Origin of the sequence: Kitasatospora sp. NPDC093679 (assembly GCF_040683455.1) — a bacterium.
In the GTDB taxonomy this organism is placed as follows: domain Bacteria; phylum Actinomycetota; class Actinomycetes; order Streptomycetales; family Streptomycetaceae; genus Kitasatospora; species Kitasatospora arboriphila.
This window is the reverse complement of the sequence record NZ_JBFBDW010000019.1, coordinates 12,769-31,393: the sequence shown is the minus strand read 5'-3', so window position 1 is coordinate 31,393 and position 18,625 is coordinate 12,769. Positions and strand designations below refer to the sequence as shown.

18 protein-coding genes are annotated in these 18,625 nt (G+C 74.4%); 6 read left to right on the top strand and 12 right to left on the bottom strand.

Translation table 11 applies throughout. From position 1 onward, the window contains the following. Positions 1 to 2 precede the first annotated feature (2 nt). Together AB0O09_RS17880 and AB0O09_RS17875 are read left to right on the top strand one after the other, a co-directional pair. A complete protein-coding gene (locus tag AB0O09_RS17880; protein ID WP_363542590.1) occupies positions 3 to 392 on the top strand; it encodes a hypothetical protein in 390 nt (129 codons plus the stop codon). Positions 393 to 496: 104 nt separating this feature from the next. Beyond that, positions 497 to 1,579: a DUF2332 domain-containing protein gene (locus AB0O09_RS17875; protein WP_363542589.1), complete on the top strand. Its 1,083-nt coding sequence runs from the start codon at positions 497 to 499 to the stop codon at positions 1,577 to 1,579. A gap of 145 nt (positions 1,580 to 1,724) precedes the next feature. On the opposite strand, the gene AB0O09_RS17870 is transcribed toward AB0O09_RS17875, so the two are convergent. Continuing rightward, positions 1,725 to 2,255 (bottom strand): DinB family protein, encoded by a 531-nt coding sequence (locus AB0O09_RS17870; protein WP_363542588.1) that lies wholly within the window; start codon positions 2,253 to 2,255, stop codon positions 1,725 to 1,727. 643 nt (positions 2,256 to 2,898) lie between these two features. Between AB0O09_RS17870 and AB0O09_RS17865 the strand changes: the two genes are divergently transcribed. Together AB0O09_RS17865 and AB0O09_RS17860 are read left to right on the top strand one after the other, a co-directional pair. Further along, the gene (locus tag AB0O09_RS17865) at positions 2,899 to 3,390 is read left to right on the top strand and encodes a GNAT family N-acetyltransferase (RefSeq protein WP_363542587.1); all 492 of its coding nucleotides are present in this window, start codon (positions 2,899 to 2,901) and stop codon (positions 3,388 to 3,390) included. A gap of 71 nt (positions 3,391 to 3,461) precedes the next feature. Further along, complete coding sequence (locus AB0O09_RS17860; RefSeq protein WP_363542686.1) at positions 3,462 to 3,950, top strand: GNAT family N-acetyltransferase; 489 nt, start codon at positions 3,462 to 3,464, stop codon at positions 3,948 to 3,950. A gap of 69 nt (positions 3,951 to 4,019) precedes the next feature. Here the strand turns inward: AB0O09_RS17860 and AB0O09_RS17855 are convergent, their stop codons facing one another. The 6 genes from AB0O09_RS17855 to AB0O09_RS17830 all read right to left on the bottom strand — a co-directional run bounded on the left by AB0O09_RS17855 (position 4,020) and on the right by AB0O09_RS17830 (position 9,135). After that, positions 4,020 to 4,466: an HIT family protein gene (locus tag AB0O09_RS17855; protein WP_363542586.1), complete on the bottom strand. Its 447-nt coding sequence runs from the start codon at positions 4,464 to 4,466 to the stop codon at positions 4,020 to 4,022. A gap of 61 nt (positions 4,467 to 4,527) precedes the next feature. Then, positions 4,528 to 4,734 carry a hypothetical protein gene (locus AB0O09_RS17850; protein ID WP_344623450.1) on the bottom strand — a complete coding sequence of 69 codons (207 nt, stop codon included), beginning with the start codon at positions 4,732 to 4,734 and terminating at the stop codon, positions 4,528 to 4,530. 90 nt (positions 4,735 to 4,824) lie between these two features. Next, complete coding sequence (locus AB0O09_RS17845; RefSeq protein ID WP_363542585.1) at positions 4,825 to 6,285, bottom strand: S8 family serine peptidase; 1,461 nt, start codon at positions 6,283 to 6,285, stop codon at positions 4,825 to 4,827. A gap of 94 nt (positions 6,286 to 6,379) precedes the next feature. Further along, the gene (locus AB0O09_RS17840; protein ID WP_363542584.1) at positions 6,380 to 7,696 is read right to left on the bottom strand and encodes a hypothetical protein; all 1,317 of its coding nucleotides are present in this window, start codon (positions 7,694 to 7,696) and stop codon (positions 6,380 to 6,382) included. A 133-nt stretch (positions 7,697 to 7,829) separates the two neighbouring features. Beyond that, positions 7,830 to 8,300, bottom strand: coding sequence for a hypothetical protein (locus tag AB0O09_RS17835; protein WP_363542583.1), 471 nt, complete (start codon positions 8,298 to 8,300; stop codon positions 7,830 to 7,832). Between the two features lie 157 nt (positions 8,301 to 8,457). After that, the gene (locus AB0O09_RS17830) at positions 8,458 to 9,135 is read right to left on the bottom strand and encodes an endonuclease V (RefSeq protein ID WP_363542582.1); all 678 of its coding nucleotides are present in this window, start codon (positions 9,133 to 9,135) and stop codon (positions 8,458 to 8,460) included. Between the two features lie 307 nt (positions 9,136 to 9,442). On the opposite strand from AB0O09_RS17830, the gene AB0O09_RS17825 reads away from it, so the two are divergent. Continuing rightward, positions 9,443 to 9,715: a hypothetical protein gene (locus AB0O09_RS17825; RefSeq protein ID WP_363542581.1), complete on the top strand. Its 273-nt coding sequence runs from the start codon at positions 9,443 to 9,445 to the stop codon at positions 9,713 to 9,715. Positions 9,716 to 9,847: 132 nt separating this feature from the next. On the opposite strand, the gene AB0O09_RS17820 is transcribed toward AB0O09_RS17825, so the two are convergent. Both AB0O09_RS17820 and AB0O09_RS17815 read right to left on the bottom strand, forming a co-directional pair. Continuing rightward, positions 9,848 to 10,558 carry an RDD family protein gene (locus AB0O09_RS17820; protein WP_363542580.1) on the bottom strand — a complete coding sequence of 237 codons (711 nt, stop codon included), beginning with the start codon at positions 10,556 to 10,558 and terminating at the stop codon, positions 9,848 to 9,850. A 133-nt stretch (positions 10,559 to 10,691) separates the two neighbouring features. Next, the gene (locus tag AB0O09_RS17815) at positions 10,692 to 12,758 is read right to left on the bottom strand and encodes an RDD family protein (RefSeq protein ID WP_363542579.1); all 2,067 of its coding nucleotides are present in this window, start codon (positions 12,756 to 12,758) and stop codon (positions 10,692 to 10,694) included. A 211-nt stretch (positions 12,759 to 12,969) separates the two neighbouring features. On the opposite strand from AB0O09_RS17815, the gene AB0O09_RS17810 reads away from it, so the two are divergent. After that, positions 12,970 to 13,386 carry an SsgA family sporulation/cell division regulator gene (locus tag AB0O09_RS17810; protein WP_363542578.1) on the top strand — a complete coding sequence of 139 codons (417 nt, stop codon included), beginning with the start codon at positions 12,970 to 12,972 and terminating at the stop codon, positions 13,384 to 13,386. Between the two features lie 338 nt (positions 13,387 to 13,724). Here AB0O09_RS17810 and AB0O09_RS17805 read toward each other — a convergent pair whose 3' ends face one another. The 3 genes from AB0O09_RS17805 to AB0O09_RS17795 form a co-directional block, all read right to left on the bottom strand. Continuing rightward, positions 13,725 to 15,161 (bottom strand): glycosyltransferase 87 family protein, encoded by a 1,437-nt coding sequence (locus AB0O09_RS17805; protein ID WP_363542577.1) that lies wholly within the window; start codon positions 15,159 to 15,161, stop codon positions 13,725 to 13,727. A gap of 227 nt (positions 15,162 to 15,388) precedes the next feature. Continuing rightward, positions 15,389 to 16,912 (bottom strand): cellulose binding domain-containing protein, encoded by a 1,524-nt coding sequence (locus AB0O09_RS17800; protein WP_363542576.1) that lies wholly within the window; start codon positions 16,910 to 16,912, stop codon positions 15,389 to 15,391. A gap of 239 nt (positions 16,913 to 17,151) precedes the next feature. Beyond that, on the bottom strand, positions 17,152 to 18,555 hold the full coding sequence (locus AB0O09_RS17795; RefSeq protein ID WP_363542684.1) for a HAMP domain-containing sensor histidine kinase: 1,404 nt from the start codon (positions 18,553 to 18,555) through the stop codon (positions 17,152 to 17,154). Between the last annotated feature and the right edge of the window lie 70 nt (positions 18,556 to 18,625).

The following is an 18,625-nucleotide window of genomic DNA, read 5'->3' as shown; positions in this document are numbered from 1 at the left end:
CCATGCCCCTGGAGTTCACGGCGTTCTGCGAACTGCACCGCCCCCGCTACCTGAGTTACGCCAAGGTCTGGTTCCACGAGCCGACCGCGGCCGGCCGGGTGGTCGACCAGGCGTTCTGCACGCTCGCCCAGGTGTGGCCCGAGGTCCTGGGCAGCTCCAACCCCACCGCCATCGCCTGGCAGATCCTGCGGAGCACGGTCGCGGAGTGCGAACGCCCGAACAGCGAGCCGCTCGCCGAGCACCGCCCGGCGCCGGCCGACGAGGACCTCGCGATCCTGCACTACGTGGTGGGCCTGGCCGCACCCGAGATCGCCGACGTGGTGGGTGCGGAGACCGCCAGCGTCGCCGGGCAGCTCCGCCACGCCCTGCGCCGCATGCCCCAGGAGTGGTGACCCGGGTCACGGGAAACCGGTGATCCGAATCACCGTACGCCCTACTGCCGGACGGTACCGAGCGGGCGAATGATGATCTCCAGTCGACCGGACGGAGAACCCACGTGTCCATCGAGCACACCGTCGCCGTGTTCGAACAGCAGGCCGTCGCCTGCGCCGAACTCGGCTCCCCGCTCTACGCCGCCCTGCTGCACGCCGCTGCGGCCGACATCCGCGAGGGCGGGCCCTGTGCGGCGGCCGTCGCCGGCCACGAGGACGACGCCGGGCCGCAGGCCGTGGCACTGCGGCTGCTGGGCGGCGTGCACGCCCTGGTCCTCACCGGCCGGGCCCCGGAGCTCGCCGCCCACTACCCGAGCGCCGGCGGCAGCGTCGACCCCGCGCGGCCCGACACCGCCTGGCCCGCCTTCCGGCAGGCCGTCGCCGACAACCTGCCGTGGGTACGGGACTGGCTGACCCGGCCGCCGCAGACCAACGAGGTGGGCCGCTCGAACCTGCTGATCGCCGGTCTGCTGCACACCCTGGGCGAGCGCCGCCTGCCGATCCGGCTGCTCGAACTGGGGTCGAGCGCCGGTCTCAACCAGTTGGCCGACCGCTTCCACTGCTCCTCCCCCGGCTACTCCTGCGGGCCCGCCGATTCGCCGGTCCAGCTGCCGGACGCCTGGCGCGGCACACCGCCGTCCTGGCTGCCCGCCCGGGCCGAGCCGCTGGCCTTCGCCGAACGCCGCGGCTGCGACCTCGCTCCGATCGACCCGCGCTCGGCGGAAGGCTCGCTGGCCCTCCGCGCCTACCTGTGGCCCGACCAGCCGGCCCGCACGGCCCGGCTGGAGGGTGCGCTCCGGCTGGCGGCGGAGGTGCCCACCCGGGTCGAGGCCGTGGGCGCCGCCGACTTCCTGGCCGGTGCCGAGGTGGCCGAGGGCATGCTCACCGTGGTCTGGCACTCCGTCATGCGCCAGTACGTCCCCGCGGAGGAATGGGCGCGGGTGGAGGACGAGTTGGCGCGGCTGGCCGCCTCCTCCTCGCCCACGGCGCCGTTCGTCCACGTCGCCTTCGAGCCACGGCGGATCGGCGACCGGCACCGGTTCGTGCTCGCCGTCCGGAGCGGCACCGGCCCGGTGGAACTGCTCGCCGAGGCCGCCCCTCACGGGCTGCCCGCCTGGCCCGCCGAACCCGGCTGGACAGCGGCCTGAGGCAGTGGCCCGGCGGCCTGGGACCGCAGCCCCGGACGGGAAGTCGTGCGCCGGCCTCAGGAGGCGGTGGGCAGGCCCGTGGGGCCCGGTCCTGCCGCAGGCGGCGGCAGGACCGACCCGGCGGCCGGATCGGGTCCGGCACGGGTCAGAGGCGGACGCCGGTGACGTCGTACAGGTGGTGCACCGGGTCGTGGATCAGGTAGTGCGAGAAGCTGTCCACGGTGAACCGCGCACCGTCGCTCCGCAGACCGGTGCGCTGCCACTGCTCGCCCGACACCCCGGCGAAGGACCGCGCCAGCTGCTCGGCCGCGGCGGCCAGGTCCGCGCTCACGGTGGCCGGGTCCTGCTCGGCGTAGCGCTCGGCGACCGCCGTCGCGTCCTGGTCCCAGTTGGCGAAGGCCGGGGCCTCCTCGGTGAGCATCAGCACGAGCCGCCGGTCGAAGAGCCGGAAGACGTCCCGGACGTGGCAGGCGTACTCCAGCGTGGACCAGACGTCGGGCTGCGGACGGCGCCGCAGCTCGGCCGGGTCGTCCGCGAGCAGCCGCTGCCACTCGGCGGCGTTGGCACGCACCATGCCCGGCACGTCCTCACGGACGACGGCCGGAGTGTCCAGGCCGCAGTCGTCGCAGGAGCGCTCGAGGACCCAGGTCCAGTCCTTGGTGTCAGGAGTGATCATGCGTCCAGGATGCCGTCGGCCGCTCCCGCGCCACCAGTGGCGGGAACGCCAGCCACCGCCAAGATGCTGCCACCGGCCCCGCCGCAGGTCACCGGGGCGGCACGGAGCGCGAGAACACACTCCCCGGGCAGTGGTGCACGGCAGCGCGCGGCGGCGGCCGGATACCGCGGGCCGGCCTCGCACGGGCCGTTCCGGCGGCGGCCCGGCGGGCCCACCACCGTGAGCAGGCCCGCCATGAGCGGATCGGTGCCCGGGCGCGGCCGCTGCCGGGCCCGGCCACCGGGCCGGACGCGCCGGTGACCGCAAGTCGGACCTGGCGACGGGAACGGCGAATACCGGGAATGAGGGGCATCAGGAGGTCTTCGTTCATGACCCCAATGGCAGCACGATCCGGACGGCCCCGGCGTGATCCGCCCCCAGCCTGTGGATAACTCGGCCGTTCCGGAAATCCTTCATACCTTCGAGTGATCCCGCTGGTCCGCCCCCGGCCCGTACCGCCGGACGGCCCGTACCGCCGGACGGCCCGTACCGCCGGACGGCCCGTACCGCCGGACGGCCCGGGGGCAGCAGGCGGCGGGCAGCGGACGGCCGCGGCCCGAAAATGCGTTGCACGCGGCCGAGGGCGTCCGCCGAGAATGACGAGGTGAACGTCGCTGCCCCCGATACCTGGTCCATCGATCCCGCGCCGGTCGACGATCCCGACGCCCGCACGGTGCTGCACGCCTACCTGGACGAGCTGATCAGCCGCTACTACGGCAGGCCCGCCGAGGAGGCGGAGATCACCCACGAGGCCGGCGACGGCGCCGACCTGCTCGGCGACCGCGGAGTCTTCCTGGTCGCCAGGGCCGGCGGGGCACCGGTGGCCTGCGCGGGCGTCCGCTGGCTCGCGGCGGACACCGGGGAGCTGACACGCGTGTTCGTCACCCGGTCCGCCCGCCGCGGCGGCGCCGGACGGCGTCTGGTCACCGCCGCCGAGGAGGTCGCACGGGCCCGCGGGGTGAGGCGGATGCTGCTCAACACCCGCCGCGACCTGACCGAGGCGATCGCGCTGTACACCCGCCTCGGCTACCGCCCGACCGACCCCTACGGCGACGACCCGTACGCCGAGCTCTGGTTCTCGAAGGAGCTGGTATGACCGAGCACGGCACGACCACGACCACGACCACGGCGCAGGCCGCACACGACGCACCGGCCACGCCCGCCGGCATGACCATCCGTGCGGCCACCCCGGCCGACTGGCCCGCGATCTGGCCGTTCCTCCGCGACATCGTCGCGGCGGGCGACACCTACACCTGGCCCCGGGACATCTCCGAGGCCGACGCCCGCGACATGTGGCTCAAGCAGCCACCGGGCCGGACGGTGGTCGCCGTGGACGCCGACGGCACCGTCCTCGGCACCGCGGAGACCCACCCGAACCAGGGCGGCCCCGGCTCGCACATCGCCAACGCGGGCTTCATGGTCGACCCGCGCCACGCCCGGCGCGGGGTGGGCCGCGCCCTCGGCGAGCACGTCATCGCCCAGGCCCGCACCGACGGCTACCGGGCGATCCAGTACAACGCCGTCGTCGCCACCAACCACCGGGCCGTGGCCCTGTGGAAGTCCCTGGGCTTCGAGACCGTCGGCACCGTCCCCGAAGGCTTCCTGCACGCCGAACTCGGCTACGTCGACCTGCTGGTGATGTACCGCAGGCTCTAAGCCGAAGCCGAAGCCGAAGCCGAAACGGGAACCGGGCACGAGCCGGAGCCGGACGGCCTGCCGGCTGCGTCAGCCCGCCGCCAACGCTGCCCGGAGCCGGACCGCCAGCCGGTCCATCTCCTCCGGGCCGACCGCGGCGGCGGCGTCCTTGCCGAGCAGGCCGAACACCCTCGGCCCGCGCAGTTCCTCCGGTTGGTCGGGGCTGCGCGGCACGACGTGGAAGTGCACGTGGGCGAAGCCCTCCGCCTCGGCGAACTGCGCGACGTACGTCTTCGCGCAGCCCGTCACCTCGGCGAGCGCCCTGGAGAGCCGGACCTGCCAGAGACCGAGGCCGGCGGCCTCCGCGTCAGTCAGCTCGGCGACCGCCGTGACGTGCCGCCGGGGCAGCAGGACGAGCCACCCCGGCAGCGCGGAACCGAAGGCGTGGGCGACCCGCCAGTGCTCGTCCCCGGCGATCGACTCGCGCGGAGGCAGGCCTTCCGGGTCTCCCGTGCGAACACATGTGTAACAATCCACGGCCGCGAGCCTAGTGCGGCGACAGCCGTCCGTAATCAACGATTGTGGAAACCCGGGCTGTTCAGCCGGTGGTGGTGTCGTCGTCCTGGACCGCACAGATCGCGTCGATCGCAGCCTGCCCGAGACCGGGGAACACCGACGACAGCATCGCCTCGCAGACCGCAGCCTCCTCGGGCGTCTTGGGCCCGTCCGCGAACGCGGGCGCCGGGGCGGCGAAGACTGTGGCGGCAGCGGCGAGCGCGAGAACGGCGCAGAGCTTCTTGAACATCGGACGGCCCTTCGGATACTGGGGACAAGTAGTCCACCAGTACCCGAAGGGCCGTCGTGACCTGCGAACCTTCCGCCGTTCGTAGGCGTGTCAGCGGTAGGGGCTGCCGCCCGCCGGAGGCTGCTGCGGCGGGTACTGCTGGTACGGCTGCGAGGAGCCGAACTGCTGCGGCTGGCCATTGCCCTGGCCCGCGTACGAGGACTGCTGGGGCTGCCCCTGGCCGGCGTACGGCGCCTGCTGCTGCGGCGGGAACTGCTGAGCACCCGGACCGTACGGCGGCGGGGTCGGCGGCACGAAGCCACCACCGCCGCCACCGTTGCCGCCACCACCACCGCTGCCGTTGCCACGCGAGCGCCGGACCAGCACGATCACGCCGCCGATCACCACCAGCGCCAGGACGCCGACGATGGCCAGCACGTACACCGGGATGCCGCCGTCCTCCTTCGCGGCGGAGGAGTCACCGGGCGCGGGCGCCGAGCTGTTGCCCGGGGCCGGCTTGGACGCCGCGGAGGACGGCTTGCCCGACGGGTCCGCCTGCGACTCCACCCGGGTGAGCAGCGGGTTCTCCTTCGACCCGTTGTCGACCGCGGGGTTCGGCGCGAGCGCCCCCTTGGCGGAGGCGATGCCGTAGCCGTACTTGCTGTTCGGGACGGGCGACTTGTCCGGAGGAGCGACAGCCGACTTGATCATCCGGTTGATGACCTGGCCCGCCGAGAGGTTCGGGTACTTCGAGCGGACGAGCGCGGCGATGGCGGAGACGTAGGCGGCCGCGCCGGAGGTGCCGTTGCCCTTGCCGTAGCTGGACGCCGACTTGGCGGTCGCACTGTAGATGTCCACGCCGGGTGCGGCCAGGGTCACCTCGGGACCGCTATTCGACTTGGACCAGATGTTGCCCTGCGAGTCGATGGCCGTGACGGCTACCACCCCGGGGAAGGCCGCGGGGTAGATCACGGGGCGGTCGGAGCCGAAGTTTCCAGCAGACCCGACCAGCACGACGTCCTTCTCAACGGCGTACTTGACGGCATCCCGAACTGCCTTGTCCTCCGCAGTACCGCCGACGATCGACATATTGATGACCTTTGCACCGTGATCCGCTGCGTAACGAATGGACGCCGCGATGTCGCCGGAGCCGGCGCTGCCGCTGTCGATGTCGAACGTGCCAATGCGCACCGGAAGGATCTTGGCTTTGGGCGCCAGACCCATGATTCCGGCGTCACTGCCGTGGCCATGACCGGCGATGAGACTCGCCATGCCGGTTCCGTGACCGACCTTGTCGGTCTTGTAGTCCACGCCGCTCTCATTGGAGAAGTCAGCGCCTGGCAGCACCTGTCCGGTGAGATCCTGATGGTCGGCGACCCCCGAGTCGATGACCGCCACAGTAACGTTCTCGCCCTGGCTGATAGGCCAGACATCCCTCGTTACGTGGTAGTTGCCCAGCGCCCACTGGCCGTCGCGAACGGTGTCCGCACTCGCCGGGGCGGCGCTGATCCCCCACACGAGGGCGCCTGCAGCAAGCACGGCCATACCCCGCATCGGTCGGTTGGTCGTCAAGCCGTCGTCACCTCATCCGTCCGGTGGACGCCTCGTCGCCGGAACAGCGACGAGACGCCCGATCAGCTGTGGGTGCACCTGGGGGTGCTGGGGATCATTCCACCACGTCGGGGTTGGCCCGCTCCCCCGACGCCCAGGTCTCCTCGTCCTCGACGAGGTAATCGGGACGCCGCTTGCCGTCCTTCTTGTCCTTCTTCTTGCCGGCCTGCGAGCCGGGCATCCCGTGGCCCTGGCCACCCGCTCCGGCAGCGCCCTGTCCCGGGCGATTGCGCCCGAGGCCCGATCCGCCCTCGGTGAAGGAGCCGCGTCCGGCGCCGCCCGTCCCGGGCTCGCCGACCACGCCGCCGCCGCGCCGCGAGAGGCTTCCGCCCGCGCCGCCACCGGCCGACCGGCCACCGGCGCCCGAACCGAGGCCGTTGCTGCCGCCCATGCCGCCCGAACCGAAGGCGTTACCACCACGGCCGAGGCTGCCCCCGGTCCCACCGGATCCACCGCGGCCGAGACCCATGCCGCCGGTGCCACCAGTGCCGCCGCGACCGCCACCGCTACCGCCACCAAGACTGGTGTCGAAGACGCCGCCGCCCCCGTGCTGGCTCCCGCTACCGCCGCCCGGGCCGGTGTGACCGGGACCGGTGCCGGGACCGCTCGTGGTGGGCGGCCGGTTGGTCACCGTGGCACCGTCGATACCGGTGCCCGGTCCAACAGGCGTCGGCGTCTTGGGCTTGGGGGTGGGGTTCGCGGTACCGCCGCTGATGCCACTGTCGGTGATGCGGGCCGTGGAGGTCTTCGGCGACTGCGGCGAGGCCGTCGAGGAGGACCGGCGGGTCGTGGAGGAGCCCGAACCGGTGCCCGAACCGGAGCTGGAGCCGCCGGTGAGACCGAGGCCTCCACCGACCAACAGCCCGCTGATCGCACCAGCAGCGGATGAGTCTGGCGCAGGAAGGTCCTCAATGTCCTCCTGGCCGCGCGGCGGCGGCTTCAGGTTGGCCGTCGCCACCCGGTACTTTGCCGCCAGCGTCTCCATGACGGCGACCGCCTGGGCCTTCTTCTCGTCGGTGACGGCGGTCCTGGTGTCCTCGTCGTCAACGCCGACGGTCGACTTGGCGGTGTCGCTGAGCGCATCGCCGGCCTTGTCCCAGAAGCTCGGCTCCTCGGGCATGTCCCGCTTGGCGGTGTCGATCGCCTCGGACATCATCTGCATGGTCTGCGCAGCGTCGTTGGCGTATGCCGCCGCGTTGTTGACGGCGTTGGAGAGCTTGGTCATCTTCGCGTAGAAGGCGTCGCTGGTCGCGCCCTCCCACGAGGACGTGGCGTCCGCCGAGGCGGTGTTCAGCGCCGTACGGATCTGCTTGAGCGTGTCGGCGGCCTTGCGCCAGGGGTCGCTGGCCGCCATGACGCCGCCGGAGTCCATCGACTGGACCATGCCGCGCATGTCACCGTGGCTGTAGCCGTTGAAGTTCGTGTATCCGCTCATGCTCGGACGCCTTCCGTCCCCGTCCCGAAATCGGCCTCAAGCTGACTGTCCCTGTTCAGGACATCGTTCACTACCACGACGGTTGCGGGTCTCCGCTACCTGCCGGTGAACTGCCCGCGGGACCCTTCGGGCCCACCGCGGGACCGGCGGCGCTGTTCGACCGGTAGGCCGCGGTGACGGGCGTGGCGGTGCTGCCCACGGACCAGCCGTCGGAGTTGACCCTGAGGGAGTGGGAGGTCTCCTGCTCCTGCTCCTCGTAGTTCCGCGCCGTCAGCTCGGCCTTGTGCTGGGCTTCCTCGATCGCCTGCTGGAGTGCGTCCAGAACGTCGCGCAGGCTGTCCCGCATGTCCTGATACTTGGCGTGCAGCGCCTCGGCCTCGGAGAAGGTGCCGAACGCGCTGCGGCTGACCCCGCTCTGGCTGTGCACCCGGGAGCCGCCCGCGGCGGACTCGAACTCGCCCAACAGTCCCCGTACCTGCGACGCGAAGGCGCGCAGGTTGTCCACTTCCACGCGGTAGCCGGAACCGCTCCCCGTGCTCACGTCTTTCGTGCCTCCCCCGTACTTCCTGGCGTCATGACCCGGGTCTTGACCCTTATGTCTAACACATGCCACGTCGGGCCAAAACCAACCCCTCACGGGCCGGGCCGGGCCTCCCGGCTGACCTGCGGCTGGGCCGGGTGCGTGAACTGTCGGTCCGTCAGGCGACGGCGGCCGCCAGCGCGCGGCGGCAGAGCGAGTCGGCGCGCCGGGTGGTCTCGGGGAGGCGGAAGGAAGGGGTGAGGGCGAGCGTGGTCTCCACCGCTTCGGCCAGGCCGATGCGGTGGCCGACGGAGACGAAGACCGGCTTGACGCCCTGCCGGGTGCGGACGGCCCGGCCGACCTCTTCGCCGGCGTCCATCAGCGGCGACCAAGCGCCGCGTTCGGGGCCGGGCGTCCGGTGGGTGAACGTGAACGGGGTCTTGGCGACGCCGATGGTCCGCAGTCCGGTGTGGACGCCGAGGTGGCTGGCCAGGCCGAGGCGGCGGGGGTGGGCGAGTCCGTACCCGTCGCAGACCACGAGGTCGGGCTCGTGCTGCAGGGCGGCGAGCGCCTCCAGTACGGCCGGGAGTTCACGGAACGCCAGCAGGCCGGGGAGGTAGGGGAAGGCGACCGGGCCGACGGCGGTGGACTCGTCGACGACCTCCAGCGTGCCGTAGTCGAGCAGGACGGCTGCCGCGGCGACCACGTCCCGCTCGTCGTCGTAGGCCACGTCCACGCCCGCCACCAGCGAACCCGCCGCGGGCGCGGGTCCGGTGGCGGACACCAGCGGCCTCAGGCGCTTCTGGACGGCGAGTGCCTCGGCCTCCTCGGCCGGCCAGTCGGTGGGAACGCTCACAATCTCCCCCAAGTGTCATGACGGTGTTCCGACGATCACCGTACCGACCGCGGTCGGGCAGGGGCGCAGCGCCGTGGCATCGGGGGCGGTCGGCCGTGAACCCGTGCGCCCCTCATGCCCGGCATATGCGGGATTACGCTGGACGTAGAGGTCCGCCGTGCTGGGTAGACCTCCGAAGGGCCCTCCGGGGCCCACCGACCAGGCACTGCCCCGACACTGACCTGATCGCCTGCCTGATCACCGGCCTGATCACCGACCTGGCCCCCGACCGGCTCCCCCACCGACTCCGCATGAAGGACTGACCGCCATGCCGCGTCCGACGCTCCCTCAGATCTGCACCGGCACCTTCACCGTCGTCGTATCGGCCGTCGCCCTGTTGGCGGTCTCCGGGTCCACGGGCGTGTTCGAGGTCGCGGTGCTGGTGGCCTTCGCCGTGGCGCTCGGGACGCTCGCGACGGCGCTGTTGATGACGCTCTCCGCGCAGCGGCGCACCGACCGCGGCGTGCCGGCCGGCGCGGAGCCGGCCCGGGAGGCATCGACGGTGCCCGGGCCCCGGCCGGAGTACGCGGGCCGGTCCTGACCGTCCGCCGTACCGCACCTGCCTCCGTACCGCACCTGCCTCCGCGGGTCGCGGCCGGTCCTAACCCCGGCGGTGGCCCGCGGATCGTTCCGCCGGCTCTGCCCGGCCGACCCGGCCCGGTGGGGGTGGGCGTCAGACCGCGGTGGAGACCACCACCGTCTTCGCAGCCTTGTCGTGGATGCACTGCCGGTACGGCTTGTCGAAGACGCCGAACAGGCCGTCGATCGGCCACCAGAGTCCGCCGCAGCAGATCAGCGCGGGGACGATGAACACCGCGGCCCGGGTCCAGGCGGCCGCCGGGCCGGGCACGCTCCCGTCGGCGAGCATGGCGACCCGGACCTTCATCAGCTTCTTGCCGAGCGTCTGGCCGTCCCGGCTCAGCATCAGGCCGCCGTAGACCAGCCAGAGCAGGTAGCCGAGCCAGGTCGCACCGACCCAGCCGTCCTGCTTGCCGAAGCTGGCGAACGGGACCACCAGCGCCACGGCGACCGCCTCGACCAGGACGAAGTCCACCAGGGTGGCGACGATCCGGTTGGGCCAGGTGCCGAGCGGCGGCATTCCGGGCACCGGGCCGGCACCGGGCGCCGTACCGGGGGTCGGCGGCGGTGCCGCCCCGTGGCCGGGGCCCGTCCCGAAGCCGGGCGGCGGGGCACCGTAGGTCCCGGTGAACTCGCCGGGGGTGTCGTACGGGCTGCCCGTCGGCGGCGGAGGCGGCGGAGGCGGCGGCGCGCCGTACGGGTCGGACGGCGCACCCGACGGCGTGCCCTCCTGCGGGGGCTGCTTGTCGAAGGAGGGCTTGCCGCCCCCTTCCGGCTCCTGGCCTGAGGGGTCATTGGTGCTCATGCACCGAGTAGAACATCGGATATGCCACGGAATCGGCACATCCGGTACGTTTTGACGGGGTTGCCGAACGGCTCACGACCGCCCGGAGAGGCGCCGGCAGCGTGCCGACGGCGCGCCCGGCGGTGACGTCCGATCAGCCCTTCACCACGCGGGTGGCGGCCGCCCGGTCCTGCCATCCGCGGCGGGCCCGCCGGTCGAACAGCGGCCAGAGCAGGCCGACCGGCATCAGCACGGACAGCTGCCTGACGGCCCATCGCACCAGCGATCGGCCGAACGAGGGCGGTGTGCGCCGCCCGCTGCCGCCCCCTCGGGCGTCGACCACCCGGATCCGGACGAGCCGCTTGCCGAAGGTCTGGCCGGTCCGGGCCGTCGGCAGCACCTCGTACAGCACCCCGAACACCACCAGGACCCCGATCAGGACGCCCGCCTTGCCCAGGACGACGCCGTCGACCAGCCAGACCCGCACCTCGTGGCCCGCCAGCGCGGAGGCCGCCCGCGCCTGGTCGAGCTTCTCCCGGACGTGTGCGACGGCCTCCGTACCGAGCGGTACCCCGGCCGCGGCCGCCACCACCAGGACCAGCAGGGAGTCGACGATCCGCGCGGCCAGTCGGCGGCCGAGCCCGGCGGACTGCAGCGCGGCCGGCTTCGGCGCCGGCTTCGATGTCTGCTTCGTCGCCTGCTTCGGGACCGCCTTGCGCGCCGCCGTGGCCGGGCGCTGCTCGGCGGGGCGCTGCTCGGCAGCACGCCGACCGGACGCGGCCTGCCCGGAGGGGGGCGGTGCGGAGGGGGTCGATGCGGGGGGACGGCTCACCGGCGCGGGCCGCTCGGCCACCCGCGGGGCCGCCGCCCCGGCGCCGGGCTCCGGGGAACGGGACGCCGCACGCTGCGGAGCCGCCGACCGGGCGGCCTCCGGCCGGAGCGCCGTGGCGGACGCCTCCCGCGGCACCCGCTCCTCACGCCGAGCCGGTTCGGAGACCGTACGCGCAGGCTCGACCGACGGGACCTCCGACAACGCGTCCACCGCGGGCACCGCCTCGGCCGCGACAGGCTCCGCGGGAGCAGGCTCGGTCACGGCAGACACGTCGGGTTCGGCCTCGACCGTCGCCCCGGGTGTCGGCGGCGCCTCCGGTTCCTCCTCCGCCACCACCGGCTCGGGCGCCGCAGAGTGCGCTGCGGAGTTCTCCGCGGGCTGCGGCTCGGCCGCCTCGGCCCCGGGAGCGGCGACCGCGCCGGGCGCCGCCTGCAGGGCCTGGGGGGCCCGGACGGGGGCCGGCGCCGGGAAGGACGGGGGCGCGGCCGCGTGCTCGACCTCGGCGAACTCGGCCTCCGCGCCGGTCGGCAGCACGCCCCAGGACACCCAGCGCGGGGCCGCACCGGTCTCCAGCAGGCCGCGCTGCGCCCTCGGATCGGCCTGCCACCCGGACCCGCCGGACCGCGCCGCGGGGACCCGCTCCTCCGCCTCCTGCGTGGCGGACGGCTGCGCCGCCGGGGTCAGGGTCTCGGGCGGGGCCGAGCGGGCGGACGGGACGACGACCGCGGCCGGCGGGGGCACCAGGGTCGGCGGAACGTGGCGCAGCGCGGGCTGTTCGGCCCGCACCGGTTCGACGTCCGCGCGGGGGCGCAGCTCGACCTCGGCGTGGGCGGCCATCACGAACGAGGCCCCGGCGGACGTCTCGTCGAAGTACACCGGCCCGGTCTGCGTGTCCGAGTCGGAGAGCGGCGGGGACGGCCAGTCCGGCAGGGACGGCATCGCCGGTGCCGGCACCCCGGCCTGCGCGGGCTCACCCGGTGCGGGCTCGACCCCTGCATGCTCGGCGGACGCGGACCCGGACCCGGACCCGGGCTCGGCGTCCGGAGGCTCGGCCGGTGAGGGCACGGCCGGTGACGGCACGGCCGGTGCAGCGCCCGCGGAAGCGCCCGGGGCGGCCGGGGCGGCCGGCTGGACGGAGACCGGCGGAGCGGAGGCCGCTACGGCGGCGGGCGGAGCGGCGGTCGGCGGGACGAGCGGCGGGGTCTGCCGGCTGACGATGCGAGGCGGCTCCAGCACCTCGCCCTCGGCGGGGGCGGGACGGGTGGTGCCGGGGACCCACCCGGTGCCACCCCAGTAACGGACGAAACCCGGGATGGACGGGTCCGGGTAGTAGCCCGGCATGGGGCCGACGGCGGTGTCCGCAGCGCCGCCGTTGGGTCGGTCCGTCATCCGGTTCTTCTTTCGTGGCAGCGTCGATGGCGCTCGGAGCGCAGCCGGACAGTCGCCAGGCAGTCACAAAGGGTAGTACTTCCGCCCCGTCCTTCCCGTGGGTTCTCCGGAAAAACACTCCTTCCCGAACCCGTGTAAGAGCGCGCGGGCGGGCCGCTCTCCTCTCCCGAGGGGCCGAACGGCGGCCCGGTCGAGCGGAGAGGATCCGGCCATGGAGCAGACCCCGAGCGTGGTGGAACTGGAGCTGGACATCGAGCTGGTGCTGTCGCCGGAGCGCAGCGTTCCGGTGCCGGCCCGGCTGTCGTACGGCAGCCACGACCCGCTGGCGGTGCACGTGACCTTCCACCTGGACACGGGCAACCCGGTGACCTGGGTGTTCGCGCGGGAGCTGCTGGTGGAGGGGACGTTCCGGCCGTGCGGGCAGGGCGACGTCCGGATCTGGCCGAAGCGGTCGGGGCGGCGCGGGGTGCTGTGCCTGGCGCTGAGCTCCCCGGCGGGGGACGCGCTGCTGGAGGCGCCGCTGGCACCGGTGGCCGGGTGGCTGGAGCGGGCGCACCGGCTGGTTCCGCCGGGCGGTGAGCTGGCGGCCCTGGACATGGACCACTGTCTGGCCGAGCTGCTGGCGTGAACGGCGGGCGCGAGCGGCCCCACGCCCGGGTGAACGGTCACCCGGCCGCCGGGCTTCACGCCCGGGTGAACGGGCCCTGCCGCGCGCCGGGCCCTGCGGCGTACCGGGCCCTGCCGCGTGCCGGTGGGGCGCCGCCGACCGCTCGCCGGGGACAGCCACCGACCGGACGGGACGAGCGGGACGGTCCGGACGGCCACGGCACGCCGCGGGGGGCATGCCGACGCCGCACGTCCGTCCGGGAACCCTAGAGCCGGTCTTCGGAGGCGCGGGCGGTCAGGTGCCCCCACGCGCCCCCAGGAGGCCCGTGCGAGGCATCCGTACACCTGTGAAGTCGCGCCCTAGGCGCGGACGCGCCCCTCGGAGCGGCGGCCGTCGGCCCAGGAGCCGGGGCGCTGTTCGGGCAGTCGCAGCAGCGGCTCCCCGGCGGCGCGGCGGCGCGCCGCGACCCGGGCGGCGGCAGCGGCCAGGAAGCCGACGCCGACCAGCGGGTAGACCGCGGCGGGGATCTGGGCGAGCGGCGCGAGGTGCTGGTCGAGGTCGCCCTTGTGCGGGACGACCCACATGGCGAAGGAGAGGAAGGCGAGCAGCGTCGCGCCGAAGATCGGCCGCCACCGGAGCCGCCGGACGGCGACCGGCCGGGAGCGCTCGTGGGCGGCCTCGGCGGCGAGCAGGACGAGCACCGGGACGCACCAGACCCAGTGGTGGGTCCAGCTGATCGGCGAGATGAGGACGGCGGTGACCGCGGCGCAGCAGATGCCCCAGGCCTCGCCGCGGGGCAGCCAGCGGGCGCTGCGGTGGGCCCAGGCGGCGGTGGCGAGTCCGGCGACGGCGACGGTGGCACCGGCGAGGGTGGCCAGGCTGCCGGGGTCGGCGGTGTGCAGCAGCCGGGCGACGGCGCCGCGGACGGACTGGTTGTCGACGATCTCGGTCTTGCCGACGCGGCTGGAGTCGTAGAGGTACTTCGTCCAGAAGCCCCAGGTGGCGTCGGGGAGCAGCAGGGCGCCGAGGGCGAAGGTGCCGAGGAAGGTGAGGCCGGCGGTGAGGGAGGCCCGGACGCGGCCGGTGATCATCAGGTAGACGGCGAAGAGGCCGGGGGTGAGCTTGATGCCGGCGGCGATGCCGATGGCGACGCCCTTGGGGAGGCGGTGCAGCGGTCCGCCGGCGGCCGTGCCGCGGCTGTCGGGGCGGTTGAGGTCCCAGAGGATCAGGCAGGCCAGGACGAGGTTGATCTGGCCGTAGCGCAGGGTGGTGAAGACCGGTTCGAGCCAGACGCCGAGGCCGGTGACCAGCAGGATGCCGATCGGGCGCACCTCCCGGCGGGGCCAGCCGACGAGCTTGAAGGAGAGGTGGGCGAGGACGCCGAGCAGGACGACGTTGCCTGCGGTGATCGCGACCCGGAGGACGCCGATGCCGAACCAGGTGGTCGGCACGAAGAGCATCGCGGCGAACGGCGGATAGGTGGCGGGCAGGTTCCACTCGGTGACCCGCAGCGCGTAGAGGTCGTGGCCGTCGGCGACGGCGGCGCCCTCCGCCCGGTAGACGATCATGTCGACCATCGAGGTGCCGACGAAGTGCCGGACGGTGGCGTAGGCGAGCAGCGAGACCACGGCGAGGGCGGCGGCCGCGGTGAGCGGGCCGCGCGGGGCCGCGCGGAGGGCCTGCAGCGGGGCCCGGAGCGGGTTCCGGAGCTGTCGGCGTCCGGTGTCCGGGGTGGGCCGGGACTGCTGTTCGGGCTGCCGGCCGGCCGTCCGGTCGGCTTCGCGCACCGCTGTCACATTCCGCTCCGTCCGCCGGTGAACCAGCTGCGACACTACCCGACGCGTCCCGCGGACCCCCAGGCCACGACGGCGGACGGCCGCCGCTCCACAGGTCGGAGCAGCGGCCGGAGGGGCGGCGGGACGGAGACGGGGCGGCGCCCTCCGGCCCCGTGCTCCGGAGGGTGCCGCCGTGTTCCGCGGCCTGCGTGCGGGCGGACGGGCGCCGCGCGCGGTCGCGGGGTCGGTCAGCCGGTGTAGGCGCCGAAGGCGCGGGTGAAGGCGAGCGGCTGCTGGTCGATGCTGCTGCAGGTGGCGTCGGCGAAGGCCTTGGCGCCGCCGGGGCAGGCCTTGTCGCGGGTGCCGGACCACATGGCCAGCCAGGCGAGGTGCTTGGTCTTGGCGAACTCGGCGAGCTGGGTGGCGTCGGCGACGGTGAAGACCTCGCTGGCGACGTCGTTGACGCCGATCATCGGGGTGACGGCGGTCTTGGCCCAGGCGGCGCTGTCGGAGAGGCCGAGGACGCCCTTGATCTGGGCCTGGGTGGCGGTGGCGGCGTCGATGGCGAACTTGCCCATGCGGCCCTGCGGGTTGGGGGCGGCGCCGTCACCGTAGTCCATCGCCATGATGTTGACCGCGCCGACCTGCACGCCGTTGTCCTTGGCGTTGGCGACCAGGTTGATGCCGTCCTGGGTCAGGCCGCTGGGCAGGGCCGGCAGGGTGAAGGAGACGTCCAGGGCCTTGCCCTTGCCGGCGGCGGTGCGCTGGAGCTGGGCGATCGCCTGGGCACGCCGGGTGTTGGCGGCGGTGTTGGCGAGGGCGCCGCCCTCGACGTCGAAGTCGACCTTGGTGAGGCCGTAGGCGTCGACGGCCTTCTGGTAGGCGGCGGCGAGCTCGCCGGCGGAGGAGCAGGCGGTGGCGAGCTCGCTGCCGTTGGCGCCGCCGAAGGAGACCCGGACGTCGCCGCCGGCCGCGCGGAGCGCGCCGATCTGGGCGGCCACCGCGTCGGTGTTGAGGTCGCTGACGCCGCCCCACTTCGGGGTGCAGCCGCCGCCGGAGACGACGAAGGCGAGGGTGTAGTGCTTCACGCCGGTGGCCTTGGCGGTGCCGACCAGGTCGAACGCCGGGTAGAGCGAGGTGTCGACGTAGGGGGCGAAGCGGCCGCCGCCGGGGGTGCCGGTGCTGGTGGGGGTCGGCGAGGCGGTGGTCTTCGTCGCGGTGGGGGTCGGGGTGGCGGTCGGCCTGGTGGTGCTGCCGGTGGGGCTGGGGGTCGGCTTCGGGGTGGCGGTGGTGGGCCGGCCGGAGGGGGTGGGGGCGGGGCCGGTGCTGCAGGACACGTCGTTGATCAGGCAGTGGCCGGGCTCGGCCTGGGCGCCGCCGGAGCCCTGGACGACGAAGCCGATGTCGACGGTGCGGCCGGGCTCGATCCGCTTGTTCCAGGACTCGGGCTTCACGGTGACGTGCTGGCCGGAGGCGGTGTAGCTGGCGTTCCACAGCGAGGAGATCTTGGCGCCGGCCGGCAGGTCGAAGCTGAGCGTCCAGCCGTCGATCGCGGCGGAGGTGGAGTTGCTGACCACGTACTGGCCGGTGTAGCCGCTGTCCCAGGTGCTGGTGCGGCTGTACACGGCGCCGAGCGAGGCGGCGCTGGCGGACGAGGCGAGGGCGGCCACGCCGCCCGCGACGAGCACGGTGGCGATCGCGGAGGCCCCGAGGACGGCGCCCTTGCGGCTGCGACGGCGGTGGCCCTGGCGTCGGACGGGCTGGCTCGGCATGTCGGGTACCTCCGCTGAGAGGGGTCGGGCCGGGTCCTGACCGACCCGGGCGCCGCCGACGCTACCGGCCCGTAAACCCCGTGAAACCGCTGCTCAGGAAGGGGTGAGCCTCTCTTAGGGAGCTCTTAAGGCCCGGACCTCGTGGGGCGCGGACCTCGTGGGCCCCGGACCTCGTGGGGCGCGGTCGGGCCCCACGGCCGACCGGCCGGGTCGCGGCACCCGGGCACACCCGCGGTCCGCTACTCGACCCCGGCGGTGCGGCGGCGGCCGGGCCGCACCCGCCGCCGCCGGCCGGCCCGCGGGGTGTCGCCGGACGGGCGGGTCTGCAGGCGCAGCCGGATCTCGGCGCCGCCGAGGCCGGCGGACCGGCCGAGGGCGAGGTCGCCGCCGGTGGCCTCGGTGAGCTTGCGGACGATGTCCAGGCCGAGGCCGGTGGAGCCCTCGCCGCCGTGGCCGGAGCCCCGTTCGATGGCGGCCTCGGGGTCGGTGAAGCCCGGTCCGGCATCGCCGACCAGCACGATGACGGAGCTCTCGGTGGCGAGCACGTCGACGGAGAAGGCGGTGCCCATGGCGGTGTGCCGGAAGACGTTGCCGAGCAGGGCGTCGACGGCGGCGGCGAGGTCTCCGCGCTGCACGGGGACGTGGACGGGTGCGTCGGCGCCGGCGAGCTGCCAGGGCCGGCCCTCGTCCTCGGCGAGCGCGGACCAGAAGCCGACCCGTTCGCGGATCACCTCGGCGGCGTCGCAGCCGAGTTGGACGGCGGGGGTCTCGTCGCGGCCGCGTCGGGCGGAGCGGATGATCTGGTCGACCTCGCGTTCCAGCTGGGCGACCGCGTGCCGGGTGGCGTCGGCGGCGTCGCCGCTGCCGAGCGAGGCGGCGTTCAGCCGCAGCACGGTGAGCGGGGTGCGCAGCCGGTGCGAGAGGTCGGCGGCCAGTTCGCGTTCGGCGGCGAGCAGGTGGACGACCCGGTCGGCCATCGCGTTGAAGGCGTGGCCGGCCTCGCGGAGTTCCTCGGGGGCACCCTTGGCGCGGGCGTCGTCGACGGGCACCCGGACGGCGAGGTTGCCGGCGCCGAGCGAGCGGGCGGCGCCGGCGAGACGGCGGGCGGAGCCGACGATCCGGGCGCCGAGCCGGTCGGCGACCAGGACGGCGATCGCGACCAGGGCGAGGGCGACGAGTGAGAGCACCAGCCAGGCGGTGCCGACGCCGCGGCTGAGGTCGGCCTCGGCGACGTACACCTCGACGACGGCGATCCGGCCGCCCTCGACGGCGACCGGCTGGAGCAGGGCGAAGCCGCCGGCGACCCGGACGGTGAAGGCCCGTCCGCTGCCGTCGCTGCGGTCGCCGCCTGCGGTCGCGAGGTCGGCGGCGGCGGCCCGGCCCTCGCCGACGAGGCCGCCGGAGGGCAGGTGGACGGCGATCCGGTCGTGCGCGCCGGCGTCGGTGGAGGCGACGGCGCGGGCGATCGGGTCCTGGTCGGTGGTGATGGCGAGGGCCGGGCCGAGGGCCGCGGCCTGGCGTTCGGCGGCGGTGAAGGCGCGGTCGCTGGCGGTCTGCTGGACCATCAGCCCGAGCGGGATGAGGAAGGCCAGCGCGACCATCGTGGTGCCGGCGACGGCGGCCTTGACGAGGGCCCAGCGCAGCGAGCGGGTGAAGCGGGGTCTCGTGGCGGGTGAGCTGTCCGCGGCCGTGGCGTCCCCGCCGGTCGGCCCG